Origin of the sequence: Shinella sp. JR1-6 (assembly GCF_004284735.1) — a bacterium.
Classification (GTDB): domain Bacteria; phylum Pseudomonadota; class Alphaproteobacteria; order Rhizobiales; family Rhizobiaceae; genus Shinella.
This window is the reverse complement of the sequence record NZ_SHMI01000005.1, coordinates 363,948-385,178: the sequence shown is the minus strand read 5'-3', so window position 1 is coordinate 385,178 and position 21,231 is coordinate 363,948. Positions and strand designations below refer to the sequence as shown.

24 protein-coding genes are annotated in these 21,231 nt (G+C 62.5%); 10 read left to right on the top strand and 14 right to left on the bottom strand.

All coding sequences use genetic code 11. The annotated features are described in order from the left end of the window. Window positions 1-2 precede the first annotated feature (2 nt). From arsB to EXZ48_RS11795, 4 genes are all read right to left on the bottom strand, one after another. On the bottom strand, window positions 3-1,061 hold the full coding sequence (arsB, locus tag EXZ48_RS11805) for an ACR3 family arsenite efflux transporter (RefSeq protein ID WP_130516078.1): 1,059 nt from the start codon (window positions 1,059-1,061) through the stop codon (window positions 3-5). Beyond that, a complete protein-coding gene (locus tag EXZ48_RS34840; RefSeq protein WP_165909333.1) occupies window positions 1,048-1,221 on the bottom strand; it encodes a hypothetical protein in 174 nt (57 codons plus the stop codon). The genes arsB and EXZ48_RS34840 overlap by 14 nt, the downstream gene beginning before the upstream one ends. A gap of 86 nt (window positions 1,222-1,307) precedes the next feature. Beyond that, window positions 1,308-1,661, bottom strand: coding sequence for a helix-turn-helix transcriptional regulator (locus EXZ48_RS11800; RefSeq protein ID WP_130516076.1), 354 nt, complete (start codon window positions 1,659-1,661; stop codon window positions 1,308-1,310). 133 nt (window positions 1,662-1,794) lie between these two features. Further along, complete coding sequence (locus tag EXZ48_RS11795; RefSeq protein ID WP_130516074.1) at window positions 1,795-2,235, bottom strand: BA14K family protein; 441 nt, start codon at window positions 2,233-2,235, stop codon at window positions 1,795-1,797. A 285-nt stretch (window positions 2,236-2,520) separates the two neighbouring features. Between EXZ48_RS11795 and EXZ48_RS11790 the strand changes: the two genes are divergently transcribed. Beyond that, window positions 2,521-3,495 (top strand): GlxA family transcriptional regulator, encoded by a 975-nt coding sequence (locus EXZ48_RS11790; protein WP_130516072.1) that lies wholly within the window; start codon window positions 2,521-2,523, stop codon window positions 3,493-3,495. A 142-nt stretch (window positions 3,496-3,637) separates the two neighbouring features. On the opposite strand, the gene EXZ48_RS11785 is transcribed toward EXZ48_RS11790, so the two are convergent. From EXZ48_RS11785 to EXZ48_RS11775, 3 genes are all read right to left on the bottom strand, one after another. Then, complete coding sequence (locus tag EXZ48_RS11785) at window positions 3,638-4,237, bottom strand: transglutaminase-like cysteine peptidase (protein ID WP_130516070.1); 600 nt, start codon at window positions 4,235-4,237, stop codon at window positions 3,638-3,640. 483 nt (window positions 4,238-4,720) lie between these two features. After that, a complete protein-coding gene (locus EXZ48_RS11780) occupies window positions 4,721-5,332 on the bottom strand; it encodes a PilZ domain-containing protein (RefSeq protein WP_023516765.1) in 612 nt (203 codons plus the stop codon). A 145-nt stretch (window positions 5,333-5,477) separates the two neighbouring features. Further along, on the bottom strand, window positions 5,478-6,113 hold the full coding sequence (locus EXZ48_RS11775; protein WP_165909332.1) for a PAS domain-containing protein: 636 nt from the start codon (window positions 6,111-6,113) through the stop codon (window positions 5,478-5,480). Window positions 6,114-6,406: 293 nt separating this feature from the next. Between EXZ48_RS11775 and EXZ48_RS11770 the strand changes: the two genes are divergently transcribed. Further along, window positions 6,407-7,147: a rhomboid family intramembrane serine protease gene (locus tag EXZ48_RS11770; RefSeq protein ID WP_023516763.1), complete on the top strand. Its 741-nt coding sequence runs from the start codon at window positions 6,407-6,409 to the stop codon at window positions 7,145-7,147. A gap of 186 nt (window positions 7,148-7,333) precedes the next feature. Beyond that, complete coding sequence (locus EXZ48_RS11765) at window positions 7,334-7,762, top strand: CBS domain-containing protein (RefSeq protein ID WP_023516762.1); 429 nt, start codon at window positions 7,334-7,336, stop codon at window positions 7,760-7,762. Between the two features lie 78 nt (window positions 7,763-7,840). Here EXZ48_RS11765 and EXZ48_RS11760 read toward each other — a convergent pair whose 3' ends face one another. From EXZ48_RS11760 to folE, 3 genes are all read right to left on the bottom strand, one after another. Beyond that, window positions 7,841-8,803: a patatin-like phospholipase family protein gene (locus tag EXZ48_RS11760; RefSeq protein ID WP_023516451.1), complete on the bottom strand. Its 963-nt coding sequence runs from the start codon at window positions 8,801-8,803 to the stop codon at window positions 7,841-7,843. 363 nt (window positions 8,804-9,166) lie between these two features. Beyond that, window positions 9,167-9,619: a phosphoribosyl-AMP cyclohydrolase gene (hisI, locus tag EXZ48_RS11755; protein WP_050743887.1), complete on the bottom strand. Its 453-nt coding sequence runs from the start codon at window positions 9,617-9,619 to the stop codon at window positions 9,167-9,169. A gap of 36 nt (window positions 9,620-9,655) precedes the next feature. Further along, window positions 9,656-10,267, bottom strand: a complete 612-nt coding sequence (folE, locus tag EXZ48_RS11750; RefSeq protein WP_024270818.1) for a GTP cyclohydrolase I FolE — start codon at window positions 10,265-10,267, stop codon at window positions 9,656-9,658. 393 nt (window positions 10,268-10,660) lie between these two features. On the opposite strand from folE, the gene EXZ48_RS11745 reads away from it, so the two are divergent. From EXZ48_RS11745 to EXZ48_RS11735, 3 genes are all read left to right on the top strand, one after another. Continuing rightward, entirely contained in the window at window positions 10,661-11,107 is a 447-nt protein-coding gene (locus EXZ48_RS11745) for an iron-sulfur cluster assembly scaffold protein (protein WP_023517156.1), read from the top strand. Between the two features lie 6 nt (window positions 11,108-11,113). Then, on the top strand, window positions 11,114-11,479 hold the full coding sequence (gene yidD / locus EXZ48_RS11740) for a membrane protein insertion efficiency factor YidD (RefSeq protein ID WP_130516066.1): 366 nt from the start codon (window positions 11,114-11,116) through the stop codon (window positions 11,477-11,479). Between the two features lie 114 nt (window positions 11,480-11,593). Continuing rightward, complete coding sequence (locus EXZ48_RS11735; protein ID WP_130516064.1) at window positions 11,594-12,121, top strand: DUF1697 domain-containing protein; 528 nt, start codon at window positions 11,594-11,596, stop codon at window positions 12,119-12,121. Window positions 12,122-12,123: 2 nt separating this feature from the next. Here the strand turns inward: EXZ48_RS11735 and EXZ48_RS11730 are convergent, their stop codons facing one another. Together EXZ48_RS11730 and EXZ48_RS11725 are read right to left on the bottom strand one after the other, a co-directional pair. Continuing rightward, window positions 12,124-12,705: an isoprenylcysteine carboxylmethyltransferase family protein gene (locus EXZ48_RS11730; RefSeq protein ID WP_130516062.1), complete on the bottom strand. Its 582-nt coding sequence runs from the start codon at window positions 12,703-12,705 to the stop codon at window positions 12,124-12,126. Window positions 12,706-12,827: 122 nt separating this feature from the next. Continuing rightward, window positions 12,828-13,592, bottom strand: a complete 765-nt coding sequence (locus EXZ48_RS11725) for a pseudouridine synthase (RefSeq protein WP_130516225.1) — start codon at window positions 13,590-13,592, stop codon at window positions 12,828-12,830. A 262-nt stretch (window positions 13,593-13,854) separates the two neighbouring features. On the opposite strand from EXZ48_RS11725, the gene prmB reads away from it, so the two are divergent. After that, a complete protein-coding gene (gene prmB, locus EXZ48_RS11720) occupies window positions 13,855-14,772 on the top strand; it encodes a 50S ribosomal protein L3 N(5)-glutamine methyltransferase (protein ID WP_130516060.1) in 918 nt (305 codons plus the stop codon). Window positions 14,773-14,779: 7 nt separating this feature from the next. On the opposite strand, the gene EXZ48_RS11715 is transcribed toward prmB, so the two are convergent. Further along, window positions 14,780-15,190 carry a hypothetical protein gene (locus EXZ48_RS11715; protein WP_130516058.1) on the bottom strand — a complete coding sequence of 137 codons (411 nt, stop codon included), beginning with the start codon at window positions 15,188-15,190 and terminating at the stop codon, window positions 14,780-14,782. Between the two features lie 607 nt (window positions 15,191-15,797). Between EXZ48_RS11715 and EXZ48_RS11710 the strand changes: the two genes are divergently transcribed. From EXZ48_RS11710 to EXZ48_RS11700, 3 genes are all read left to right on the top strand, one after another. Then, a complete protein-coding gene (locus EXZ48_RS11710; RefSeq protein WP_130516057.1) occupies window positions 15,798-17,177 on the top strand; it encodes an ATP-binding protein in 1,380 nt (459 codons plus the stop codon). Between the two features lie 147 nt (window positions 17,178-17,324). Beyond that, on the top strand, window positions 17,325-19,298 hold the full coding sequence (gene thrS, locus EXZ48_RS11705; protein ID WP_130516055.1) for a threonine--tRNA ligase: 1,974 nt from the start codon (window positions 17,325-17,327) through the stop codon (window positions 19,296-19,298). A 75-nt stretch (window positions 19,299-19,373) separates the two neighbouring features. Then, window positions 19,374-20,210, top strand: a complete 837-nt coding sequence (locus tag EXZ48_RS11700) for a lysophospholipid acyltransferase family protein (RefSeq protein WP_130516053.1) — start codon at window positions 19,374-19,376, stop codon at window positions 20,208-20,210. On the opposite strand, the gene EXZ48_RS11695 is transcribed toward EXZ48_RS11700, so the two are convergent. Beyond that, window positions 20,207-21,199 carry a hypothetical protein gene (locus EXZ48_RS11695; RefSeq protein WP_050743896.1) on the bottom strand — a complete coding sequence of 331 codons (993 nt, stop codon included), beginning with the start codon at window positions 21,197-21,199 and terminating at the stop codon, window positions 20,207-20,209. The two genes, EXZ48_RS11700 and EXZ48_RS11695, sit on opposite strands and share 4 nt — an antisense overlap. Window positions 21,200-21,231: the final 32 nt, after the last annotated feature.

Below are 21,231 nucleotides of genomic sequence, written 5' to 3'. Positions count from 1 at the left end.
GGTCATGCGCTTTCCGTTGATATGTTTCGGGAGACGGCGGGTGAGGCCTCGTACCAGCCCTTCGACCTGTTCACGATCCAGACGACCGACAGCATCACCGGGACTTCGATGAGGACGCCGACGACGGTGGCCAGCGCGGCCCCGGATTGAAATCCGAACAGGCTGATGGCGGCGGCGACCGCCAGTTCGAAGAAATTGCTGGCGCCGATCAGGGCGGACGGCCCGGCGACACAGTGTTGCTCGCCGGATAGGCGATTCAGCACATAGGCAAGGCCGGAATTCAGGTAGACCTGAATGAGGATCGGCACGGCGAGCAGGCCGATGACCGCGGGTTGCGCGATGATCTGCTCCCCCTGGAAGCCGAACAGCAGGACGAGGATCGCCAGCAGCGAGACGAGAGAGACCGGTTGCAGCGTCTCCAGCAGGCCGCTCAACCGCGAAGAGCTGCCATCCGCGGTCAGCCTGTTCCTCACAAGCTGAGCGATGACGACCGGCGTGACGATGTACAGGACGACGGAGATCGCAAGCGTGTCCCAGGGCACGGAGATCGCCGACAGGCCCAACAGCAGGCCGACGATGGGCGCGAAGGCCACGATCATGATCGCGTCGTTGAGGGCGACCTGCGACAGGGTGAACAACGGCTCGCCGCGGGTGAGGTTGCTCCAGACGAAGACCATTGCGGTGCAAGGGGCAGCAGCGAGGATGATCAGGCCGGCGATGTAGGAATCGACCTGGTCCGCAGGCAGATACGGTCGAAACAGCCAGCCGATGAAGAGCCATGCCAGGATCGCCATCGAGAATGGTTTGATCGCCCAGTTGACGAGCAGCGTCACCCCGATGCCACGCCAGAACGTCCCGACCTTTGTCACGGATCGAAAATCGATCCTGATCAGCATCGGAATGATCATCAGCCAGATGAGGACCGCGACGGGAATGTTGACCTTCGCGATTTCGATGGAGGCGATGGCCTGAAACACGTCTGGCGCCCCATGCCCGAGAGCAACACCGACGATGATGCAGAGAAGGACCCAGACGGTCAGATATCGTTCAAAGGTGGACATCTAAGTTTTCCCTTGCAGGAGCAGCTGCCGTGCCATCCATTTTGCCGATTTCACGCGACACCAGCTCAAGCGCCGATTTATCGGTAAAGGTGAAGGGTGAGAACGGCAGTGTGGGGTTGCCCGCGTGCGGAAAGGGCACGCTGGAGATTCTGTCGGCCATGGCTGAATCCGTCGCCTAGATCTCAGACCCAGGTTTTGCGGAAAGGCGCTTGAGCGCCGGATACCTTTCGGAGATCGGGTTCGTGGTCATGTGGGTCGCTCTTGCGGTTTGCAGCACGGCGTAAGTTCCGCGATCAACGGGGCGCAAAGCGCAGCGGAGCCGCCGCAGCAGTCTTTGAGAAGGAAGAGCATCAGTTCGCGAAGGCCATCCAGATTGGCTCTGTATATGATCGAGCGGCTTTGTCGCTCGCTTTTGACGAGGCCCGCTCTCGACAGGGTGGCAAGATGCGCGGACATCGTGTTCTGGGGAACGTCGAGCAATCGAGCGAGCTCGCCCGCCGGTACCCCTGCAGGTTCGTGCCGAACGAGAAGCCTGAAGGTTTCAAGGCGTGTTGCCTGGGCGAGCGCTGCAAGGGTGTTTACGGCTGAAGAGATTTCCATATATCCAGAATAACGGATGTATCGCCTTTGTCAATGCAGGCCGGATTGACCTTCCGCTGCCGGCGCCTGTTCGCGGTCCATGCAAAAAAGGGCAGCCAAACGGCCGCCCCTTGTTTTGCCTGTTGTGCGTTCGTTACGAGTAAGGCGAGACGCACTGCTGGCGCGGGCCGTTGTAGGGCTGGAACGTGTTGTCATAGGCGCGGTATGACCGATAGCGGTTGGCGCACCAGCTCTGGTGCGATCCGCCACCCGCCTGCGGCTGATTGGCGATGGCACCGCCGATTGCAGCACCGAGGCCGAAAGCGGCGAGGGGATACCACCAGCCGTCCGAATGGCGGCGATAGCCCGGGCGATAGTCCCGATAGCCGCGATGGCCGTGCCAGCGCCTGTCTGCGCGCCGCTCATACCGGTCCCGGCGATCGCGGCGCTCGTAGCGATATTGCACCTTCTCCACGGCAGAGGCTTCCGGCACGGGCACCCTTGCGAAGGTCACGGCCTGGGCGGGGATGACGGAGGTTAGCGCGAGCGCGAGGGAAAGTGCCCCTGCGGCAAGACCAGTCTTGAAGTTCAACATGGCAAAAACCTTTCCTGCTTCTTCGGTAGAAGAACGCGGCAAGGGCGGTGTGGTTCCGAAAGCCTGACAAAAGCCATGATTCCGTAAGGAAAAACGTCAAAAAAAACGGGTTGGTCCGCCTTGTCGGCTCGCCAACCCGTTCCGGTAAAATGCGGATCAGGGTGTTCGGGGTACAGGGGTTCTCACCACAATCCGGCTGCATCTCCAGATCTCCTGTGTGAGCGATCATGCCCGAATGCGATTTTGCCGATTGACAGAATGCGCATCTTTTTTGACAATTTCCACATGAGCAAACAAGCGTCGCGGCAGGGGCCGCTCGACATCACGATCGTGCTTCTGCCCGAGTCGTCGATCATGTCGCTCGCCTCGGCGCTCGATCCGATGCGCGCGGCAAATCGTGTTGTGCCGGAGCCGGTCTTCCGCTGGACGATCCTGTCGCCTTTGGGCAAGCCGGTGCTTCTGACCTGCGGTGTGGAAATCCGCGTGGACGGCGCCTTTGCCGATGTCACGAGCGGCGATGCGCTGCTCGTCATCGCCGGTTTCAACCAGGAGCGCCATGCCGACCGGACCTTCGTGTCGCGGCTGAAGAAGGTGGCGCGGCGGTTCGACGTGGTGGCCGGCATCGAATCAGGCTGCTGGCTGCTGGCGCGCTCCGGCCTGCTCGATGGGCGCGATGCGACGGCGCATTGGGAGGAGCTGGAGGATTTTGCGGCGGCCTTTCCGGCGCTCAATGTCCGGGCCGACCGCTTCGTCACAGACGGGCCGCTCTGGACCTCCGGTGGCGCTTCGCCGACCTTCGACATGATGCTGCATCTGGTGCGCGAGCGGTTCGGTTCGGCAGTGGCGCTCGATGTGGCGAGCGTCTTCGTCTATGACGAGGTGCATGCCGCGACGGATGCGCAGCCGCTCGTCTCGCTCGGCCGGCTGGGAGAACATCAGCCGGACCTCGCCGCAGCGATCCGCCTCATGGAACGCACGATCGACAGGCCGCTGACCATTGCCGCGCTCGCAAGGCGTCTCGGTTTTTCCACGCGCAAGCTGGAGACGCTGTTTGCCACGGGCCTCGGCATCGGGCCGGGAAAATATTATTTGCGCCTGCGGCTGACGGCAGCACAGCGGCTGGTGCGCGACACGTCGCTTTCAATCCAGGATGTGGCGCTGCGCAGTGGCTTCGACAGCCTTTCCGCCTTTTCGCGCGCCTTCCGCAATCACTTCGGCGCCAGCCCGCTCAAGCTGCGGGCCGAGCAGCGGGCCAAATAGAGCGCGGCCGGTTCCGGGACAGCAGAACCGGCCGCAGGGCCATGGTCGGGGACGGGGATTGGGGGACTGACCGGGGCCCTTTCTCGCGCCCGGCGGGGTCGCCGGGCAGTCTCGTCATACGGCGCCTTGCGGCGGCCGGAGGTTACTTGACGCTACCGACGGCGTCGGCACGACCGTCCTGAAGCTTGACCCACTTGCCGGCATTGGCCGAGGACTGGCGCTTCAGGTAGCGGTATTCGGTCTGCGACCAGAGCAGGACCTTGTTGCGCATGTTGTCGAGCACGAAGTCGCCGCGGTCGGTGCGCACGGTCGGCACGGCATGGCCTTCGCCGTTCGGCTGCAGCACGACGGTGATGAGGAGGTTCGACGGCGAGATGCCGGCTTCCATCAGGCGCTTGCGCTTGATCAGCACGTAGTCCTCGCAGTCCGCCGCGCCGTTGGGATAGGTCCACTGTTCCTCGACGCCGTAGATTTCCATGTCTGTCAGCGGTGCGAACTCGGTGTTGGCCGAAAAATTGACGTTGAGGATCGTCTTCCAGTTTTCCTGCGTCAGCGTGAGCGGCCCGGCATCCTTGCCGTTCGAGCCGCACTCGTCGCTGTACTGCTTGCAGAATTCATAGTGCCCGATGGGCTGGTTGGTCGCGCCGGCCAGCGGAATGTTCGCGGGCAGCGCCATCGCGGCACCGGCGGCGGCGAGAGAGAAGAGGAATGCAAACGTCCCTGTCTTGATCGTTTTTGTCATTGTGTTCGTCCCCGTTTGATGAGGTCACAATGACAGCTATGTTTTGAGCTTACGCGAAAAGCCGAAGTATAACTTAGTTCAAATCAAGATCGCATAAGCATAAAATAAGAATAGAATTTGAGTTTGTTTTGATCTGTATTTGAGGTGTATTTGATTAAAATTTGAACGAATTTCCACCTGCTCCGGGGGCGCTGCTTGTGGCGTAATTAGCTGGTTTAAAAGGATATTTTTCGATTCCTCCCCGATTTGCCGGAGAGTTGTTTTCCGGCTGAGCGTGCCGGCGGAGGGGATGGGGAGCCAAATGCGGTGCCGAGCGGGTGCGCGGAAAGTCAGGGGAAACACTGCTAGCGTCAGAAAAACGCTTTCGACGGACAAAATTTTTTTGAATTTATTTTTGCGCAGATTGATCTGTTTCGTCCTGAAACAGCAAAGGGCCCCGCGGGGCCCTTGTGGAACAGGTCGGTGTCATGTCGTCCTGAAATGTTACAGGAAAGCGGTCAGGGCTTCCTTCGACTGGACGGAGGAGAACTCGATGGCGACGCCCTCCTGGAAGTGGCGCACGACGCGGCCCTTCATGTTGCCGAGCTGGATGGGGGTGCCCAGGGCCGGGCGCACGTCGATGTCGACGGCGGCGCCGGAGAGCGACAGGTCGATGATGCGGCAGGGGTAGCGCCGGCCGTCGTCGAGCGACAGTTCGGTGCGGGTGTTGCGCGGCGTCAGGCGGTTGTGGCGGCGGTCTTCCGGCAGGCCCAGTTCATGCTTGTTGGCGATCCAGGTCAGCTGTGCGGCGAGTTTTTCGCGCTTGCGGTCCGTGGCGGTAAGGAGAATGGCAAAGCCGTTGTCGTTGAGGGCGGCGACGCTGCCCTCGATGCGGCCGAGATGATCGACATAGGCGATGATGCGCTCGCCCATGCGCGGGCGGGCGGCACAGATGAAGTTGGCGTCGCCGGGCGACATGTCGAGCACCGTGCACTCGTATTCATCGTGATTGGGCAGCATCAGCCGGCCGGGCAGTGTCACCGAGACGCGCTGAAAGCTGCGCTGCTCGGGCTGCGGCTTGCGGGCGGCGGGCGATGCTTGCTGGAATGAGTACATGTGCGCGCGGGCCTGATGATCCTATCTCTTTCCAACTCTTAATCTTTCGGGGTTAACAGAAGGTTCGTTGCGCCGTGGAAAAGTCGTCACACGCGCATCCGTCAACAACTATGAAGCGCCCTCGATTGTAGTTGTGCCGCCAACCTCACGTATCGTCAGTCTGGCGGCCGCCTTCGAAGATGCGAAGATGCAGCACGCGGTTCACCGTCTGGCCAAGCCCCACCGGCCGCATGGCCATGATGGAGGTGGGCATGGGAACGGCGGGCCGGTTGCCCTCGAGGGTGCGCGCGCGGCTCGGGTCGATGACCGAAAGTGCGCCGAGTGTCGCATAGCGGAAGGCGCTCAGCGGCTGGCGCTGGCCGGGCAGGGGGGAGAAGGCGCCGATGATGCGATCGGCCACTTTGCCGTTGCTGGCGAGCGGCAGCAGCACGATCTCGGCCTCGGTGGTCTCCAGCCTGCCATCGACGAGTGCGACCTGCAGGACCGCGGGTGCCGCATGCGCCATCACATTCTCGGTGATCCGCGCGATGCGGGTGCGCTGGTCGGGCGCAAAGAGGGTGTCGAAGCCGGTCGCCTTCAGTTCCCGGCCGAACTGCGCACAGAGGCGCGTGCCCGCCAGGCGAAAACGCGGATCGTGCAGCCGGCTGTGTTCCAGGATGAAGACATCCGGGAGGATCGGCGCGATGTCGGCGGGCTCGATGGCGCTTCGCAGCGGAACGCGGCGATCGCCACGCTGGCGCGTCCAGTAATCGTAAAGGGCCGTGATGGCCTTCGTCTGCATGCTCATTTCCAATCGGTTCTGTTCCGTTCCGGCACGAAAGGCCGGGCATATGGTGGTCATGCCAGGGAAGGAGCGAGTTTCGTGCCAGCGCGCCGTTAAGGTTAACGATTGGTTTCGATTGCGCTTGCGGCCGGCATGGGAGAACATCCGGGCATCCCTCCACGAGGGAATGGTTTACTGCACATCGATTTCAGCCCCGGGGATTGGGGGCGCCGGCCGTCAGCGAAAGCTGCACGGCCTTTCTTTTCTCTGTATAAGCGCGATTCGTATTTTATAAGTTTGGTGGATCGGTCATGAGCAACGACGGCGTTGACGCGCGGGATGGCAGTGCGGATATCCGCAAGCGAGAGCCGGCCTTCAACCTGCCGGGCAGCCTCGTCGCGGTCCTGGCACTCCTGACCGCAATCCATGTGATCCGCACCTATCTTCTCTCGGCCTCTGCGGACGAGTACGTGCTCCTGCATTTCGCCTTCATTCCCGGGCGCTATGCCATTCCCTTCGCCGAGCAGGATCTCGGCTGGCTCTGGGGGCCCGTCACCTATTCGCTGCTGCATGGCAGCTGGGAACACCTGATCTTCAACGCCTTCTGGATGGTCGCCTTCGGGGCGCCGGTGGTGCGCCGCATCGGTGTCACGCGCTTCTTCCTGTTCTGGTGCCTTTCGGCCGTCGCGGCCGTTGCCTTTCATACGGCCCTGCACTGGGGCGCGATGATCCTCGTCGTCGGCGCCTCCGGCGTCGTGTCGGGCCTGATGGGGGCAGCGGCCCGCTTCGTCTTCTCGCCGAGCGGGCGCATCAGCCGGCAGTTCGCCCATCTCAACCGCCGCCTGACGATCGCAGAGGCGCTGTCCAACCGGTCCGTGCTGGTCTTTTCCGGCATCTGGTTCCTGACGAACTTCCTGATCGGATTCGGCCAGATCTTCGGCTCGGATGCCGGCGGGGCCATCGCCTGGGAAGCCCATATCGGCGGCTTCCTGTTCGGCTTCCTGTTCTTCCCGCTGTTCGATGTGGCAACGTCGGAAAGCCGCCGGGATTAACGATAGTCCATTAGCGGTCTTGCAATCGCCTCCTTCGTGGCGCACCATGGTTGTGTTCCGGTTCGCACATGCACACCGGAACGGGGCGACACCGTGCAGGAGGAAGCGGGTGTCGCCGGTACTGGCAGGGCATCCCTGCGCGGGTGTCCCGCCTCTCTGCGTTCATGATGCACACGGGAGGTACGCATGTATGTAAAGACGATACTGGACGAAAAAGGCCGCAACGTCGTCACCGGCGGCCCGCAGCTCACCGTCAGGCAAGCTGCCGTCTATCTGCATGAAAATCACATCGGCGCCATCGTCATCCTCGACCGAAACGACCGCATCGCCGGCATTGCGACCGAACGCGATATCGTTGCCGCCGTGGCCCGCAACGGGGCCGAATGCCTGGACAAACCCATTTCCTCCATCATGTGGGGTAACGTCCATCGTTGCGGCGAGAACCAGACCGTCGATGAACTCATGGAAATGATGAGCACGCTGCGCGCCCGCCATATCCCGGTGGAGAAGGACGGCAGGCTCGTCGGTATCATCTCGATCGGTGACGTGGTGAAATCCCATATCCGGGCGATCCAGCACGAGGCGGATGCCATCAAGGCCTATATCGCCGGCTGATTGCAGGTCTCCCGAACGGTTTCGGGCGGAGCGATGTGTCGCTCCGCCCGCTCCGGTGTTTTTACAAGCTAGCTTCTCTCAGCGCATCAGCACGACTTCCTGCATGCGCTTGATCTCGGTTATGCGGGCCTTTGCCTCCAGGTAACCGCGGTCGATCGCTTCGCCCGCGCGGTGGAACTCCGACAGGCCGATATCCGAAAGTTTGGGGTGCAGCGCGAGATCCGGCGGGTCGCCGGCAAGGCGCGCGCGTGAAATGCGGTCCTGGATAATGTTGAAGGACTGTACCATGACGCTCGTCAGGCCGAGGCGCGCAGCGCTGTCCTCCTGCTTGTGCTCGTCGATCTTCTGTTCGCTGGCGCTGTGCTTGATCACTGCCGAGCGGCCATAAAGATCGTAATTGAGGTTGACGGCAACGACCAGCGGCTCCTCGTGGGCGCGGCAGACCGACACCGGAACCGGATTGACCAGCGCCCCATCGACCAGCGTGCGGTTGTTGCACTTGATCGGCTCGAAGATGCCGGGCAAGGCATAGGAGGCACGGATGGCGGTGATCAGCGCGCCGCTGTTGATCCAGACCTCGTGGCCGCTGTTGACCTCGGTGGCGACGGCGACGAAGGGGCGGTCGAGGCTCTCGATCGAGAGATTCTCCAGATGCTCCTGCATGCGTCTGGTCAGCCGCATGCCGCCGAAGAGGCCGGAACCGCGAATGGTGAAATCGAGAAGGCTGGCGATGCGCCGCATGGTGAGCGAGCGGGCGAAGGCCTCCAGTTCGTCCAGCTTGCCGGCGAGATAACAGCCGCCGACGAGAGCGCCGATCGAGGTGCCGGCGATCATCGAGACCTCGATACCTTCCTCGTCCAGCGCCCGGAGCACGCCGATATGGGCCCAGCCGCGGGCAGCACCGCCGCCCAGCGCCAGCGCGATCTTGGATTTGCGCGGCGTGGCCGGCGCGGGAATATGGGACATGTCGTTCATGGAAGGGCCGCCGGGGTCGGATGCATCCGCCGTTACGAGACTACGATTGAAACTCCAGTTCAACATTCCGGACCTCCATTACCAAGAGGAATTCGCAGCGAGGCAATCCGTTCCGGTGCCTCGGCACCCTCGGCAACACAATAGATGACAGGATAGAAGCACTCTGTGACGCGGGGAACTTTGCCGAAGATAATCTCCCGGCGGGTTGTCCCGTGTGCGTCCGGTCGCAGCTGGAGGAGGGCCTTCGCCCGCAGGATCGGCACCCCGGTGAGGGTGGCCTTGGAAACCGGTCGTGACGCACGAGAGCGATGGGGTTCCATGTCCTGATCCAATGGCGGGGGTAGAGGCCGCCATGGGGGGCATTAGGCGTCGGCACCGGTTGCCAATTGATGAATCCGTGCCGAAACCGGACGGATTTCGCCGGGATGCTTAATTTTTCCCGTAGACCGACGCCGGATCGAATTGTGGCGTGCCGCCGGTGATCGTCAGCAGGGCACCGTCCGGGCCGCTTGAGACGGTGCGGTAGAAGCAGGAGCGGCGGCCTGTGTGGCAGGTCGCGTCATGGCCCGCAACCGAGACCTTCAGCCACACGGCGTCCTGGTCGCAATCCGTCCGCAGCTCCACGACGGTCTGCAGGTTCCCCGAGGTTTCGCCCTTCTTCCACAGGGCCTTGCGCGAACGGCTCCAATAGTGCGCGATGCCCGTCTCGATGGTCAGGGCCAGGGATTCGGCATTCATGTGGGCGACCATCAGCAGTTCGCCGTCCTTCGCATCCGTCACCACGGCCGTCACCAGGCCGTGCTCGTCGAAACGCGGCGTGAAGGCCGGGCCCGTTTCGAGCTCGGCCTTGTCCTTGGAGGGGCTTTGGAAGGTGATCGGCATGGCGGTCGGCTCCGTCGAAAGGGAGCCGGTCCTCGCCTAGCTCCGGATCATCGTCATGAACCGTACCTGCTCGGTCGGTTCGGTCTTGAAGGCACCGGTAAAGGTGGTGGTGAGCGTTGTCGAGCCCTGTTTCTGGATGCCGCGCATCGCCATGCACATATGCTCGGCCTCGATCATCACGGCGACGCCGCGCGGGTTCAGCGTCTCGTCGATCGACCTGGCGATCTGCGCCGTCATCGTCTCCTGCGTCTGCAGGCGACGACCGTAGATCTCGACCACGCGGGCGATCTTGGAGAGGCCCAGCACCCGGCCGTTCGGCAGGTAGGCGACATGCGCCTTGCCAATGATCGGCACCATGTGGTGCTCGCAATGCGAGAAGAACGGGATGTCCTTCACCAGCACCATGTCGTCATAGCCAGCGACCTCTTCGAAGGTGCGGCCGAGCACGTCTTCGGCGGCGAGGTCATAACCGGAGAACAGTTCGCGATAGGCTTTTGCGACACGCTTGGGCGTATCGAGCAGTCCTTCACGCTCCGGATCGTCGCCCGCCCAGCGAAGCAGGACGCGAACGGCATCCTCCGCCTCTTTTTGCGAAGGACGGCCCGACGGATCGTCGACACGCGGAAAATTGGTGACTATGGCGTCCATGGACCCATTGACCTTTCTGCAGGTTACCTGACGTGTTTATCGGACTCGCCACTGGCCATTCGCCTAACCCTGCAGGCTTGGGTTCCGTTGGCGGGCTCCGGGGCTTTCGGGTCTTCGCTTCTCAGTGCGTATGACCGTCCGGCACGGTTTCCCAAACAACAGGTGAACGATCTGCTTTTTGCTTCTTGCAATTCCGGACGGAAAACCGCTTCACGCTTTTCCTGGAATTGCCCGCTTCTTGCAAAACGCTCACCCCAATACGAGTTATCATATAGTATCGAGCGAGGCCTGCGAAAGAGGCTTGAGACGACACGCGGTGCTTTTTTACCGACGAGGCCGGAATAATCTCCTCGGATCATTGAAGATTCCGCAAAAAATGCGGAAAACGGGGCCATGATGGACGATATCTACAACAGCCGTATCCTCGAATTCGCCGGCAACATTCCACGCATCGGCACGCTTGCCGATGCCGATGGCGAGGCGGGCGCCCATTCCAAGTTGTGCGGCTCGCGCGTCAAGGTCTACCTGAAGCTCGAGGGCGACCGCGTCATGGATTTTGCCCATGAGGTAAAGGCCTGTGCGCTCGGCCAGGCCTCCTCCTCGATCATGGCGCGCCACGTCATCGGCGCGACGGCGGCGGAAATCCGGGATGCGCGCGAAAAGATGCTCGCCATGCTGAAGGCCGACGGCGAGGGGCCGGACGGTCGCTTCGAGGACATGCGGTTCCTGAAACCCGTCAAGGACTACAAGGCCCGCCATGCCTCCACCATGCTGACATTCGACGCCGTGGTGGACGCCATCGGCCAGATCGAGGCGAAGCGGCTGGAAAAGGCCGGGTGACAGGCGATGTGCGATGCGCCCGACTGCCGGCATGCCGGCGCGCGGCCCGTCCAGAGGGGCCGCAACTGGCAGGGGCCGTTCCGCCGGACGCCGGGCCGCCTCGTCGGCATGGGCTTCATCCGCCTCTACCAGCTGACGCTTTCCGGCTTCATCGGCAATGCCTGCCGCCACCTGCCGACCTGCTCGGAATACGGCTATGAGGCCGTCGCCCGCCATGGCCTGTGGCGGGGTGGCTTCCTGGCGCTGTTCCGCGTTGCCCGCTGCGGCCCCGGCGGCACCCATGGTTTCGATCCCGTACCGGAGGTGCTGGAGCCGCGTTTGCGCTGGTGGGCGCCGTGGCGGCTGTGGCGCATATCGGCCGGGAGAGGGTGACGCCATGTCGGTTCGGATGGAATACCGCCAGGCCTCGCGCGATTTCGACGCCGTTTTCGTCGATCCCCATGTGATCGACTGCCCGCCACACGCCGTACGGGAGCTCTGGCACGCATGACGGTTTATGTCGCTCTCCTGCATTCCATCGTGCTCGGCCCGGACCAGCGGCTTGTCATGGCCGATCTCAGGGCCATGGCGGAAGGCCTCGGTTTTCGCAACACGCGCACGCTGGTTGCTACCGGCAACCTGATCTTCGAGGGCGACGATGCGCCGCTTTCCGCCATCGGGGACCAGCTGGAAACGGCGTTCCATGCGCGCTTCGGAAAACATGTCGACATCATCCTGCGCAGTGCGGAGGCCTGGCGGCGCGTCGCGGCCGGCAATCCTTTTGCCGACGGCAACGGAGCGGATGTCGGCATCCGCGTCATGCGCAAGCCGCTGGGGCCGGAGATCTTGCCGAAACTCGAAGGCATCGCCACGCCCGGCATCCGCCTCGCCATCGTCGACGGCGATCTCTGGATCGACTTTTCGCAAAAGCCGAGCGAGACGAGGCTCCTGTCGCATCTGACGACGAAGAAGCTCGGCATCGGCACCCTGCGCAATGCCAACACGGTCAACGGCCTTGCGGCCATGCTCGCCTGACCTCACAGCCACCGGGGGACACGCTGCCGGTAGGCGCGATAGGCCGCGCCGAGATCCTGGGCCAGCACATCCTCCTCCACCCGCACCTGGAGCCGGACGGCGAGCACCAGCACGGCCGTCAGCGCGAGCTGGACCGCATCGGGCCGGGTGATGGCGAAGCCCGCAAGGAGCATCACCTGCCCGACGAAGACCGGATTGCGCGACAGGCGAAACGGCCCCGTATCGACGATGGCGCCGGAATGGCCCGCCGCTGAGCCGATGCGCCAGGACGTGCCCATATGGTGCTGGGCATGGACGGCGAAGACGCCGCCGCCGAGCGCCAGCAGCAGGCCGGCGAGGCGGGCCGGCAAGGACGGATCGACAAGCACCGGCGCCGGCGGCAGGCCTGCGGCCAGAAGCGCGGGATAGACAAGAGCGCCGGCAAAACTCAGGCGGAAGAGCAAGGCGGGCAGGCCCTGGCGCCCGCCGAGGCCGAACAGCCAGGCCGGCCGCTCCGCTGCCCGCGCCGAACGCGCCGTCAGGGCGAGGAAGGCGGCGAGATAGACGCCCATGAGGGTCGCGGAAAGAAGGGGCAGGGACGGCATGTCGGATCTCCGGGCTTGGCCTCGACCAGTCTGCAACCTCCAGTGACTGGAGAGTCAAGGCCGGCGCCCCGTGCCCAGTATGCGGCCAACTGGCGGTGCGGGGAAAACAGCCGTCGCCGCGCTCAGCGCCGGACGAGCCGCCTGAGGCCCTTCACCTCCGCCTCCGTCAGCGCACGCACGGCGCCCTTTTCCAGATCGCCGAGCGCCAGGTGGCCGATGGCGACGCGCACGAGGCGCAGGCACGCGATGCCCTGCGCTTCCAGCATGCGGCGGATCTGGCGGTTGCGGCCCTCGTCGAGCACGATTTCCAGCCAGGCGTTCCGTTCGCCCTCCCGGAGCCTGCGCACGGCCTTCGCGCGCAAAAACTCGCCGTCGTGGTGGACGCCGGCGATGAGCGCGTCGAGCATCGGCTGGTCGGCGAGGCGGTCGATCTGGACGTGATAGGTCTTGGCGACATGCGTCTTCGGGTCGAGCAGGGCGTTGGCGAAGTCCGTGTCGTTGGAGAAGAGCAGAAGGCCCTCGCTCGCCTTGTCGAGCCGGCCGACGGGGGAGAGATGCGCGGGATCGAGATGTTTCAGGCAGTCGAACACCGTCGGCCGCCCCTCGGGATCGCTGCGCGTGGTGACGAGGCCGCGCGGCTTGTTGAGCATGAGATAGACCGGCTTTTCCGCAAGGACCGCCGCCCCGTCCACCGTGATGCGCGCGTCGGCAAGGTCGATCCAGGTTTCGGGATCGGTGACGACATGGCCGGCGACGGCGACGCGGCCGGCTGAAATCAGCGCTTCCGCCTCCGTGCGCGAACAGAAGCCGAGCTTGGAAAGCGCGCGGGGCAGGGTGGCGCGCTTGCCGGCGGGCGGGGCGGCGGGTCGCGCGGGCGCGCGCGCCATCGGGGCGGCCGCTGCCTTGCGGGCGGGCGCCGGTTTCTGCCCTTTGCCTCTGTCTTTCGCCATGCTGCGTGCAAAACCCCTGATCGTCGCGGTTGACCGGCCTGCCCATGCCATTCTAAAGCCGGGTTCGTCCAGAGCCTTTCCGCTCGCCCGCGGCTGGCGGAAGGCCCTGTTCGTTTCCTGCGCAAGTCCAAAGACAAGACCGTTGCACGTTTTTGCCGGAATTGCGCCCGCCAACAGGATATCCGAAGCGAGGCCGCCGTTGACCCAGGACGACATCACATCCGAACTCGTCACGCTGCGCGACTACTGGCGCTACGCGATCTCCCGCTTCAACGCGGCCGAGCTCAGCTACGGCCACGGCACGACGACGGCCGGCGACGACGCGGCCTTCCTGCTGCTCGATACGCTCGACCTGCCGATCGACACGCTCGATCCCTTCCTCGACGCCCGCCTGCTGCCGGCCGAGCGGAAGCTGCTCGCGTCCCGCATCGCGGCGCGCGTTGCGACGCGCAAACCCTCGGCCTACCTCACCGGCCGCTCCTATATTCAGGGCGTGCGCTTTTTTGTCGACGAGCGGGTGATCGTGCCGCGCTCGCATATCGGCGAAATCCTGTTTTCCGAATATCTCGGCGAACACGGCTCGTCCTTCCTGCCCGATCCGATGCTGGTGGAAAGCGCCGTCGACATCTGCACGGGCTCGGGCTGCCTTGCGGTGCTCGCGGCAAAGTTCTTTCCGCAGGCAAGCGTCGATGCGGTGGACCTGTCGGCCGATGCACTGGAGGTCGCCAAGCTGAACCTTGCCGAACACGACGTCGAGGACCAGGTGACGCTTCTTGAGGGCGATCTCTTTGCCCCGCTTTCCGGCCGCACCTACGACCTCATCATCACCAATCCGCCCTATGTCGACCACGACGCGCTCGCCGGCTATCCGCCGGAATTCCGCGCCGAGCCCGTCATGGCGCATGACGGCGGGGAAGACGGCCTCGACCTCGTGCGCAAAATCCTCGCCGTGGCGGCCGATCACCTCAATCCCGGCGGCAGCATGATCTGCGAGATCGGCTCGGGCCGCGAGATCCTGGAAGAGGAATTCCCGCATCTCGATTTCGTCTGGCTGGAAACGGAGCAATCGCAGGACGCGGTGTTCTGGATTTCCGCCGAAGCGCTGGGCGTTTCCTGATCGAGCCTCACACGACGGCATTGCGCGGCGGCGGGCAGAGGGGATCCTCCGGCCAGTCGTCGTCCTCCTCCAGGGCGCGGTTTCGCTCTTCGCCGAGCCGGTCCAGCGCCTCCTGCGTATGGCCGGCGGCGAGCATTGCCTGTTCGTAGCGCTCGCAGAGCACTTCCCAGCCGGCAAGCAGGCTCGCCTGCGTGGCGTCGTCGCGCACGCAGGGCGGAAAGGTCTTGAAGAAGGTCGTGGCGATCTCGTCGGCGGGATAGCAGCCGGTGCAGCGCTTGGCCCGCCGGCATTTCGGCAGGCGGCACGTGCGGTGGTGGCCGGCTTCCGTCGCCGCTGCGCGAAGTTCCGGCTGGACGCGCCGGATGTGGCGGCGCTCCAGCGCGCTCATCGTGGTCGCTACGTCCTTCAGCTCGTCCATCGCTCCTGCCTTCTATGATGCGGCCGTTCCGGCCTTGCCTGCGGGCGTGCGAAAACGCCCCGCAGGCGCTCCATCGGGTTTGCTCATGTCCGGAGAACCGCGCGAAAGCGTTGCCTCAGGGATATGGGATGTGTGGCATCGCTTTCGCGCGGCCCAAGGCGTTCTTCGGAGACGGTCCGGTCTCCTTCAGGCGCAAAACGGCTTCGCTGCGCAGTGTGTTGGCGCTTTTCCGAAAACCGCGTTCCGCGCTTTTCGGGGACATGCGCCGCCATCCTGCTTGCATGGCGGACCCAAACCGACCCCGCAAGACCCGGGGAAGGGGGAAGCCTGTCACGACGGAAATTCGCACTCCCGCAGCGTTCTGCGCCTCTTCCGCCCCTGCCGTACGTTTCGGCCGAAAACGAAAGCGCCTCCTCCCGCCCGCATCGACACGTTACGCGATCCGTCCGGCGGCGGAAGGAGGTTTAGGATATTCGAGGTTTTGGGGGTGGGGAAATTATGTGTGAATCTTGATGTTAAGGCTCAGTGTTGTCCCTGTCTGTCGCGGGTTTTCGTTGACAGCCAAACTCTGCAATGCATTCTGTTCGCGACAACCAAGGGGTGAATCGTGGTAGACGTAAGGGATATATCTAAAGAAGAATTTGGCGGAATTCTCGGGCTACAAGAGAGCTATTTTTGCGATCTTAAAAGCAAGCGAATTGCACCCGCAAAATTGTCTCGGTCACTATCAGCATTCGCAAACGCAAGCGGCGGTGAAGTTTACGTTGGCATTGAAGAGCTCGAAGACGTCGATGGAAAAAAGCGCTCTTGGGATGGCTTTTCTGATCAGGAAGAGGCCAATGCCATATTTCAGGTAATTTCAGATTTAGATCCGCTAGGAAGTAATTTTTCTGGGCAATTCCTTCGATATCAAGGCGCGCCCGGTTTGGTTCTTTATTTGGCAATTTCAAAGACACAGAGCGTCGCTCATTCAACTGATGGTGGCGTTTACAGGCGAAGCAATGCGTCTAATGTTCCGCTGAAAGACGAAGCGCTTGAACGCCTAAAATACGATAAAGGTGTTAGATCTTACGAAAATGAGAAGATGTCAGTTGAGACTGACGAGGTTACAAACTCAAAGATTGTTATTGAGTTTCTTATTGACGCGGTTCCAACAGGAGAACCTGTGGACTGGCTCAAGAAACAATTTTTATTGATTGATGGCACTCCAACCGTCGCAAGCGTACTTCTTTTTTCCGACAACCCTCAAGCCTCGCTACCCAAGCGTTCGGCCATCAAGATATTGCGTTATAAAACGAAAGCAGAAGCTGAAAGGGACTATTTATCGTCCGATCCTGAAACTGTTGAGGGGTCACTATATAGTCTAATCTATGATGCAGTTGACCGGGTTAAGGAAATCATCGAAGGGATTGAGAAGATTGGCCCAGAAGGCATGGGAAAGGTGGAGTACCCGCAAGAGGCCTTACACGAAATTCTCACTAATGCTGTTCTTCATCGTGATTATAGTGTAGCTGCAGATGTTCAGGTTCGTATATTTGATAATAGAGTTGAGATAGAAAGTCCGGGAAAATTGCCTGGTCACGTCACAATTGGAAATATCGCAAAAACACAGTTCGCGAGAAATCCGAGAATTGTGAGAATTATTAATAAATTTAAAAATCCTCCAAATAAAGATGTTGGTGAAGGTATTAATACAGCGTTTGAGGCTATGGAGAAGCTGCGCTTGAAAAGGCCTGAATTCCAGGAAACCGACTCTTCTGTTCTTGTAATATTGCGCCATGAGAGCCTAGCATCTCCAGAGCAAATTGTTTTGGAGTATCTAAGGGAAAATAATGAAATAACAAATCAGATCGCAAGGGACTTGACTGGGATTAAGTCGGAGAATACTATGAAGAACGTGTTCTATCGCCTGAGGGATGGCGGCCAGCTGGAGCAAGTTCCCAAGATAAAAGGCAAAAAACATTCTTGGCGAAAGCCCACTGCCTAGCTGCGAAGAAATGGGGTGCCGGATTGCCACCCCTTCCAATCCCCCCCAAATCCCCGTATACCGCCCACCGCAACGCGCCGGCGTATCCGGCCACTTCCCTCGCATACCACCCGCATTCGTTGGCGGGACTGGATAGGAGATTTTTTGATGTCTGCACCCGTTTCCCTCACATTTCCTGATGGCTCCGTCCGCGACTATCCCGCGGGCTCGACCGGGCGTGATGTGGCCGAGGCGATTTCCAAGTCGTTGGCCAAGAAGGCGATTGCCATTGCGCTCGATGGCGAGCTGCGCGATCTCTCCGAGACCGTTGTCAACGGCCGGATCGAGATCGTCACCCGCGAGGACGACCGCGCGCTGGAGCTGATCCGCCACGACGCCGCCCATGTGATGGCGGAGGCCGTGCAGGAGCTTTGGCCGGGCACGCAGGTGACGATCGGGCCGGTCATCGACAACGGCTTCTATTACGATTTCGCCAAGGACGAGCCCTTTACGCCCGACGATCTGCCCAAGATCGAAAAGCGCATGAAGGAGATCATCCAGCGCAACAAGCCCTTCACCCGGGAAGTATGGTCGCGCGACAAGGCGAAGGAGGTTTTTGCTTCCAAGGGCGAAAAATACAAGGTCGAGCTGGTCGATGCGATCCCCGAGGGGCAGGACCTGAAAATCTACTACCAGGGCGACTGGTTCGACCTGTGTCGCGGGCCGCACATGGCCGCGACCGGCCAGATCGGCACGGCCTTCAAGCTGATGAAGGTCGCGGGCGCCTATTGGCGCGGCGACAGCAACAACCCGATGCTGACGCGCATCTACGGCACCGCCTGGCGCACGCAGGAGGAGCTCGACACCTATCTCAACATCCTTGCCGAGGCCGAGAAGCGCGACCATCGCCGGCTCGGCCGCGAAATGGACCTGTTCCATTTCCAGGAGGAAGGGCCGGGCGTCGTGTTCTGGCACGGCAAGGGCTGGCGCATGTTCCAGACGCTCGTCGCTTATATGCGCCGCCGTCTTGCCGGCACCTATGAAGAGGTGAACGCGCCGCAGGTGCTCGACAAGTCGCTCTGGGAAACCTCCGGCCACTGGGGCTGGTATCGCGACAACATGTTCAAGGTGACCGTTGCCGGCGACGAGACCGACGACGAGCGCGTCTTCGCGCTGAAGCCGATGAACTGCCCGGGGCATGTGCAGATCTTCAAGCATGGCTTGAAGTCCTACCGCGAACTGCCTGTGCGGCTTGCAGAATTCGGCAATGTGCATCGCTATGAGCCCTCGGGCGCGCTGCACGGGCTGATGCGCGTGCGCGGCTTCACGCAGGACGATGCGCACGTCTTCTGCACCGACGAGCAGATGGCGGCGGAGTGCCTGCGCATCAACGACCTCATCCTCTCGGTTTACAAGGATTTCGGGTTCGACGAGGTCGTGGTGAAGCTCTCGACCCGGCCGGAAAAGCGCGTCGGCTCCGATGCGCTGTGGGACCGGGCGGAAAGCGTCATGATGGACGTGTTGAAGACCATCGAGGCGCAGTCCGGCGGGCGCATCAAGACCGGCATCCTGCCGGGCGAGGGCGCGTTCTACGGGCCGAAGTTCGAATATACGCTGAAGGACGCCATCGGCCGCGAATGGCAATGCGGCACGACGCAGGTCGACTTCAACCTGCCGGAACGCTTTGGCGCCTTCTATATCGACCAGAACTCCGACAAGACGCAGCCGGTGATGATCCACCGCGCCATCTGCGGCTCGATGGAGCGCTTCCTCGGCATTCTCATCGAGAACTTTGCCGGGCACATGCCGCTGTGGATCGCGCCGATGCAGGTGGTGGTGGCGACCATCACCTCGGAGGCGGACGACTATGGCCGCGAGGTGGCCGAAAAGCTGCGGGATGCCGGCCTGGTCGTCGAGACCGACTTCCGCAACGAGAAGATCAACTACAAGGTCCGCGAGCATTCGGTGACCAAGGTGCCGGTCATCATCGTCTGCGGCAAGCGCGAGGCGGAGGAGCGCTCCGTCAACATCCGCCGCCTCGGTTCGCAGAACCAGACGGCGATGTCGCTCGACGAGGCGATCGCGATGCTGTCACTGGAGGCGACCCCGCCGGACGTCAAGCGCAAGCTCGGCAAGGCGTGAGCCTTCCCGGCGATTGTCGGAAAACTGCAATAATCCCGTGCTATCAGGTGCGGGATTATCTTTTTGGGGACTGCCGTGCGGTTCAAGGAACTGTCCTACGCCAACGAAAACGATCCGCGCCTCAAACGATGGTTCATCCGCTCCATGGAAGGTCTTGCCGGTCGTAACCGCTACGCCCGGCTCTACGACATCTGGCGCAGCTCCATCGTCGGGCAGAGCGCGCGGGTGTTCGGCGACATGCTCGACCTCATCAATGTCGGGCTGCGCGTCGAGGGCTCCTGGCCGCCGCCGGACCTGCCCGAGGGGCCGGTCGTCATCGTCGCCAACCATCCCTTCGGCATCGGCGACGGCATTGCCGTGCTGGCGCTTGCCGAACAGCTCGGCCGGCCGTTCAAGGTGATGATCCACAACGACCTCCTGAAAGTGCCGGAAATGCAGCCCTATGCGCTGCCGGTCTCCTTCGAGGAGACGAAGGAGGCGCTGGCACTCAACATGAAGACGCGTTCGGAGGCGGTGCGGCTCCTGAAGGAGGGCACGACGGTCATCGTGTTCCCGGCGGGGGGTGTTGCGACGGCAAAGAAGGTGTTCGGGCGGGCGGAGGACCTGCCGTGGAAGATGTTTCCGGCCAAGCTGATCCAGTCGGCCAAGGCGAATGTCATCCCCGTCTATTTCGAAGGGCAGAACGGGCGGCTCTTCCACCTCGTCAGCAAGGTGTCGCTGACGCTGCGCCTGTCGCTGCTGATCCGCGAGTTCCGCAAGCTGTCAGGCTCGACGATCGCCGCGCGCATCGGCGGCGTCATTGCCTGGGCGGAGCTGGATGCGGGCGACCGGAAGAACATTACCGCGCGGCTCTATGAGGCCGTGTTCGCGATGGCGCCGCGGCAGAAGCCGTTCTTGCGGCGCGCTGGTTAGTCCACGACGTCTTCCGCCGCCGCCTTCTGCTCGTTGGCGTTCTCGTCGAGCAGCACTTCCACATCCGTGTTGACGCCGGCTTTCACCGCGAAATCGCGCTGGTAGATGCGGTTCTTGTTGCGGGCGACGGCGATGTAGCTGCCTTCGGCAAGGACGAGCGTCGGGAACGCGCCGACGCTTTCGCTGACCGTGTCGCCCGAGGAGGTCAGGATCGACCAGGCCGTATCGGCGATCGCCTCGCCGCCGGGCTCGGAGACGAGTTTCAGCGTAAGCTTTGCGGCGCGGTGCTGGATGGTGGCGCGCGTCAGCTTGCCGGCCTCGACCTGGATGTCGGCGCGGATGACGGCGTTGACCGTGCCGTAGTCGGAAACGACGTGATAGGTGCCGGCATTGAGGCGCACGACGGAATTCGGCTTCACCTCGGCAACGACGAGGTTGCGCTCGCCGTCCTCGCGCACCTCGGCGGCGAAGATCGAGAAGCTGAGCTCTTTCGGGGGAATGCGCACGTCCGAACCGGAAACGGCGTTCAGCATGATGCCGCCGGCATCGAGCACCATGACCTGCTTGTCGACATCGCCCGTATCGGGAACGACCAGCTTCTTGGTGGCTCCGGCGCGGCCGAAGGCGACGTTGACGAAATATTCGCCCGGCACCAGCTGGAAGGCGGCCGAGCCGCCCTCGGAGGTGGCGAGCAGCGGCAGTTTGCCGTCGGCGCCGGGGATCGGCGAGAAGACGCGCCAGGTCAGCCCGTGCTGCATGGGGCTGCCGTCCCGGGTCAGAAGCGCCTCGCAGGTTACGTCCCGAAGGTTCGCCGGCGTCGCCTCGCCCGTCACGATCGGGTTGAACGAGGTGAGCTTGCCGCCCTTCATGGGCGTGGTGACCTGCGAAAAGCTGTCCAGCGCCTCCTGCGCGCGGGCCGGGGCGAGCGACAGGACAAGGCCGGCCACGGCAAGGCTCGCGACAAGGGCGGGAGGGAGGGGCATGCGCATGGGGACGGTTGACTTCCTGACTGTAAGGCTCC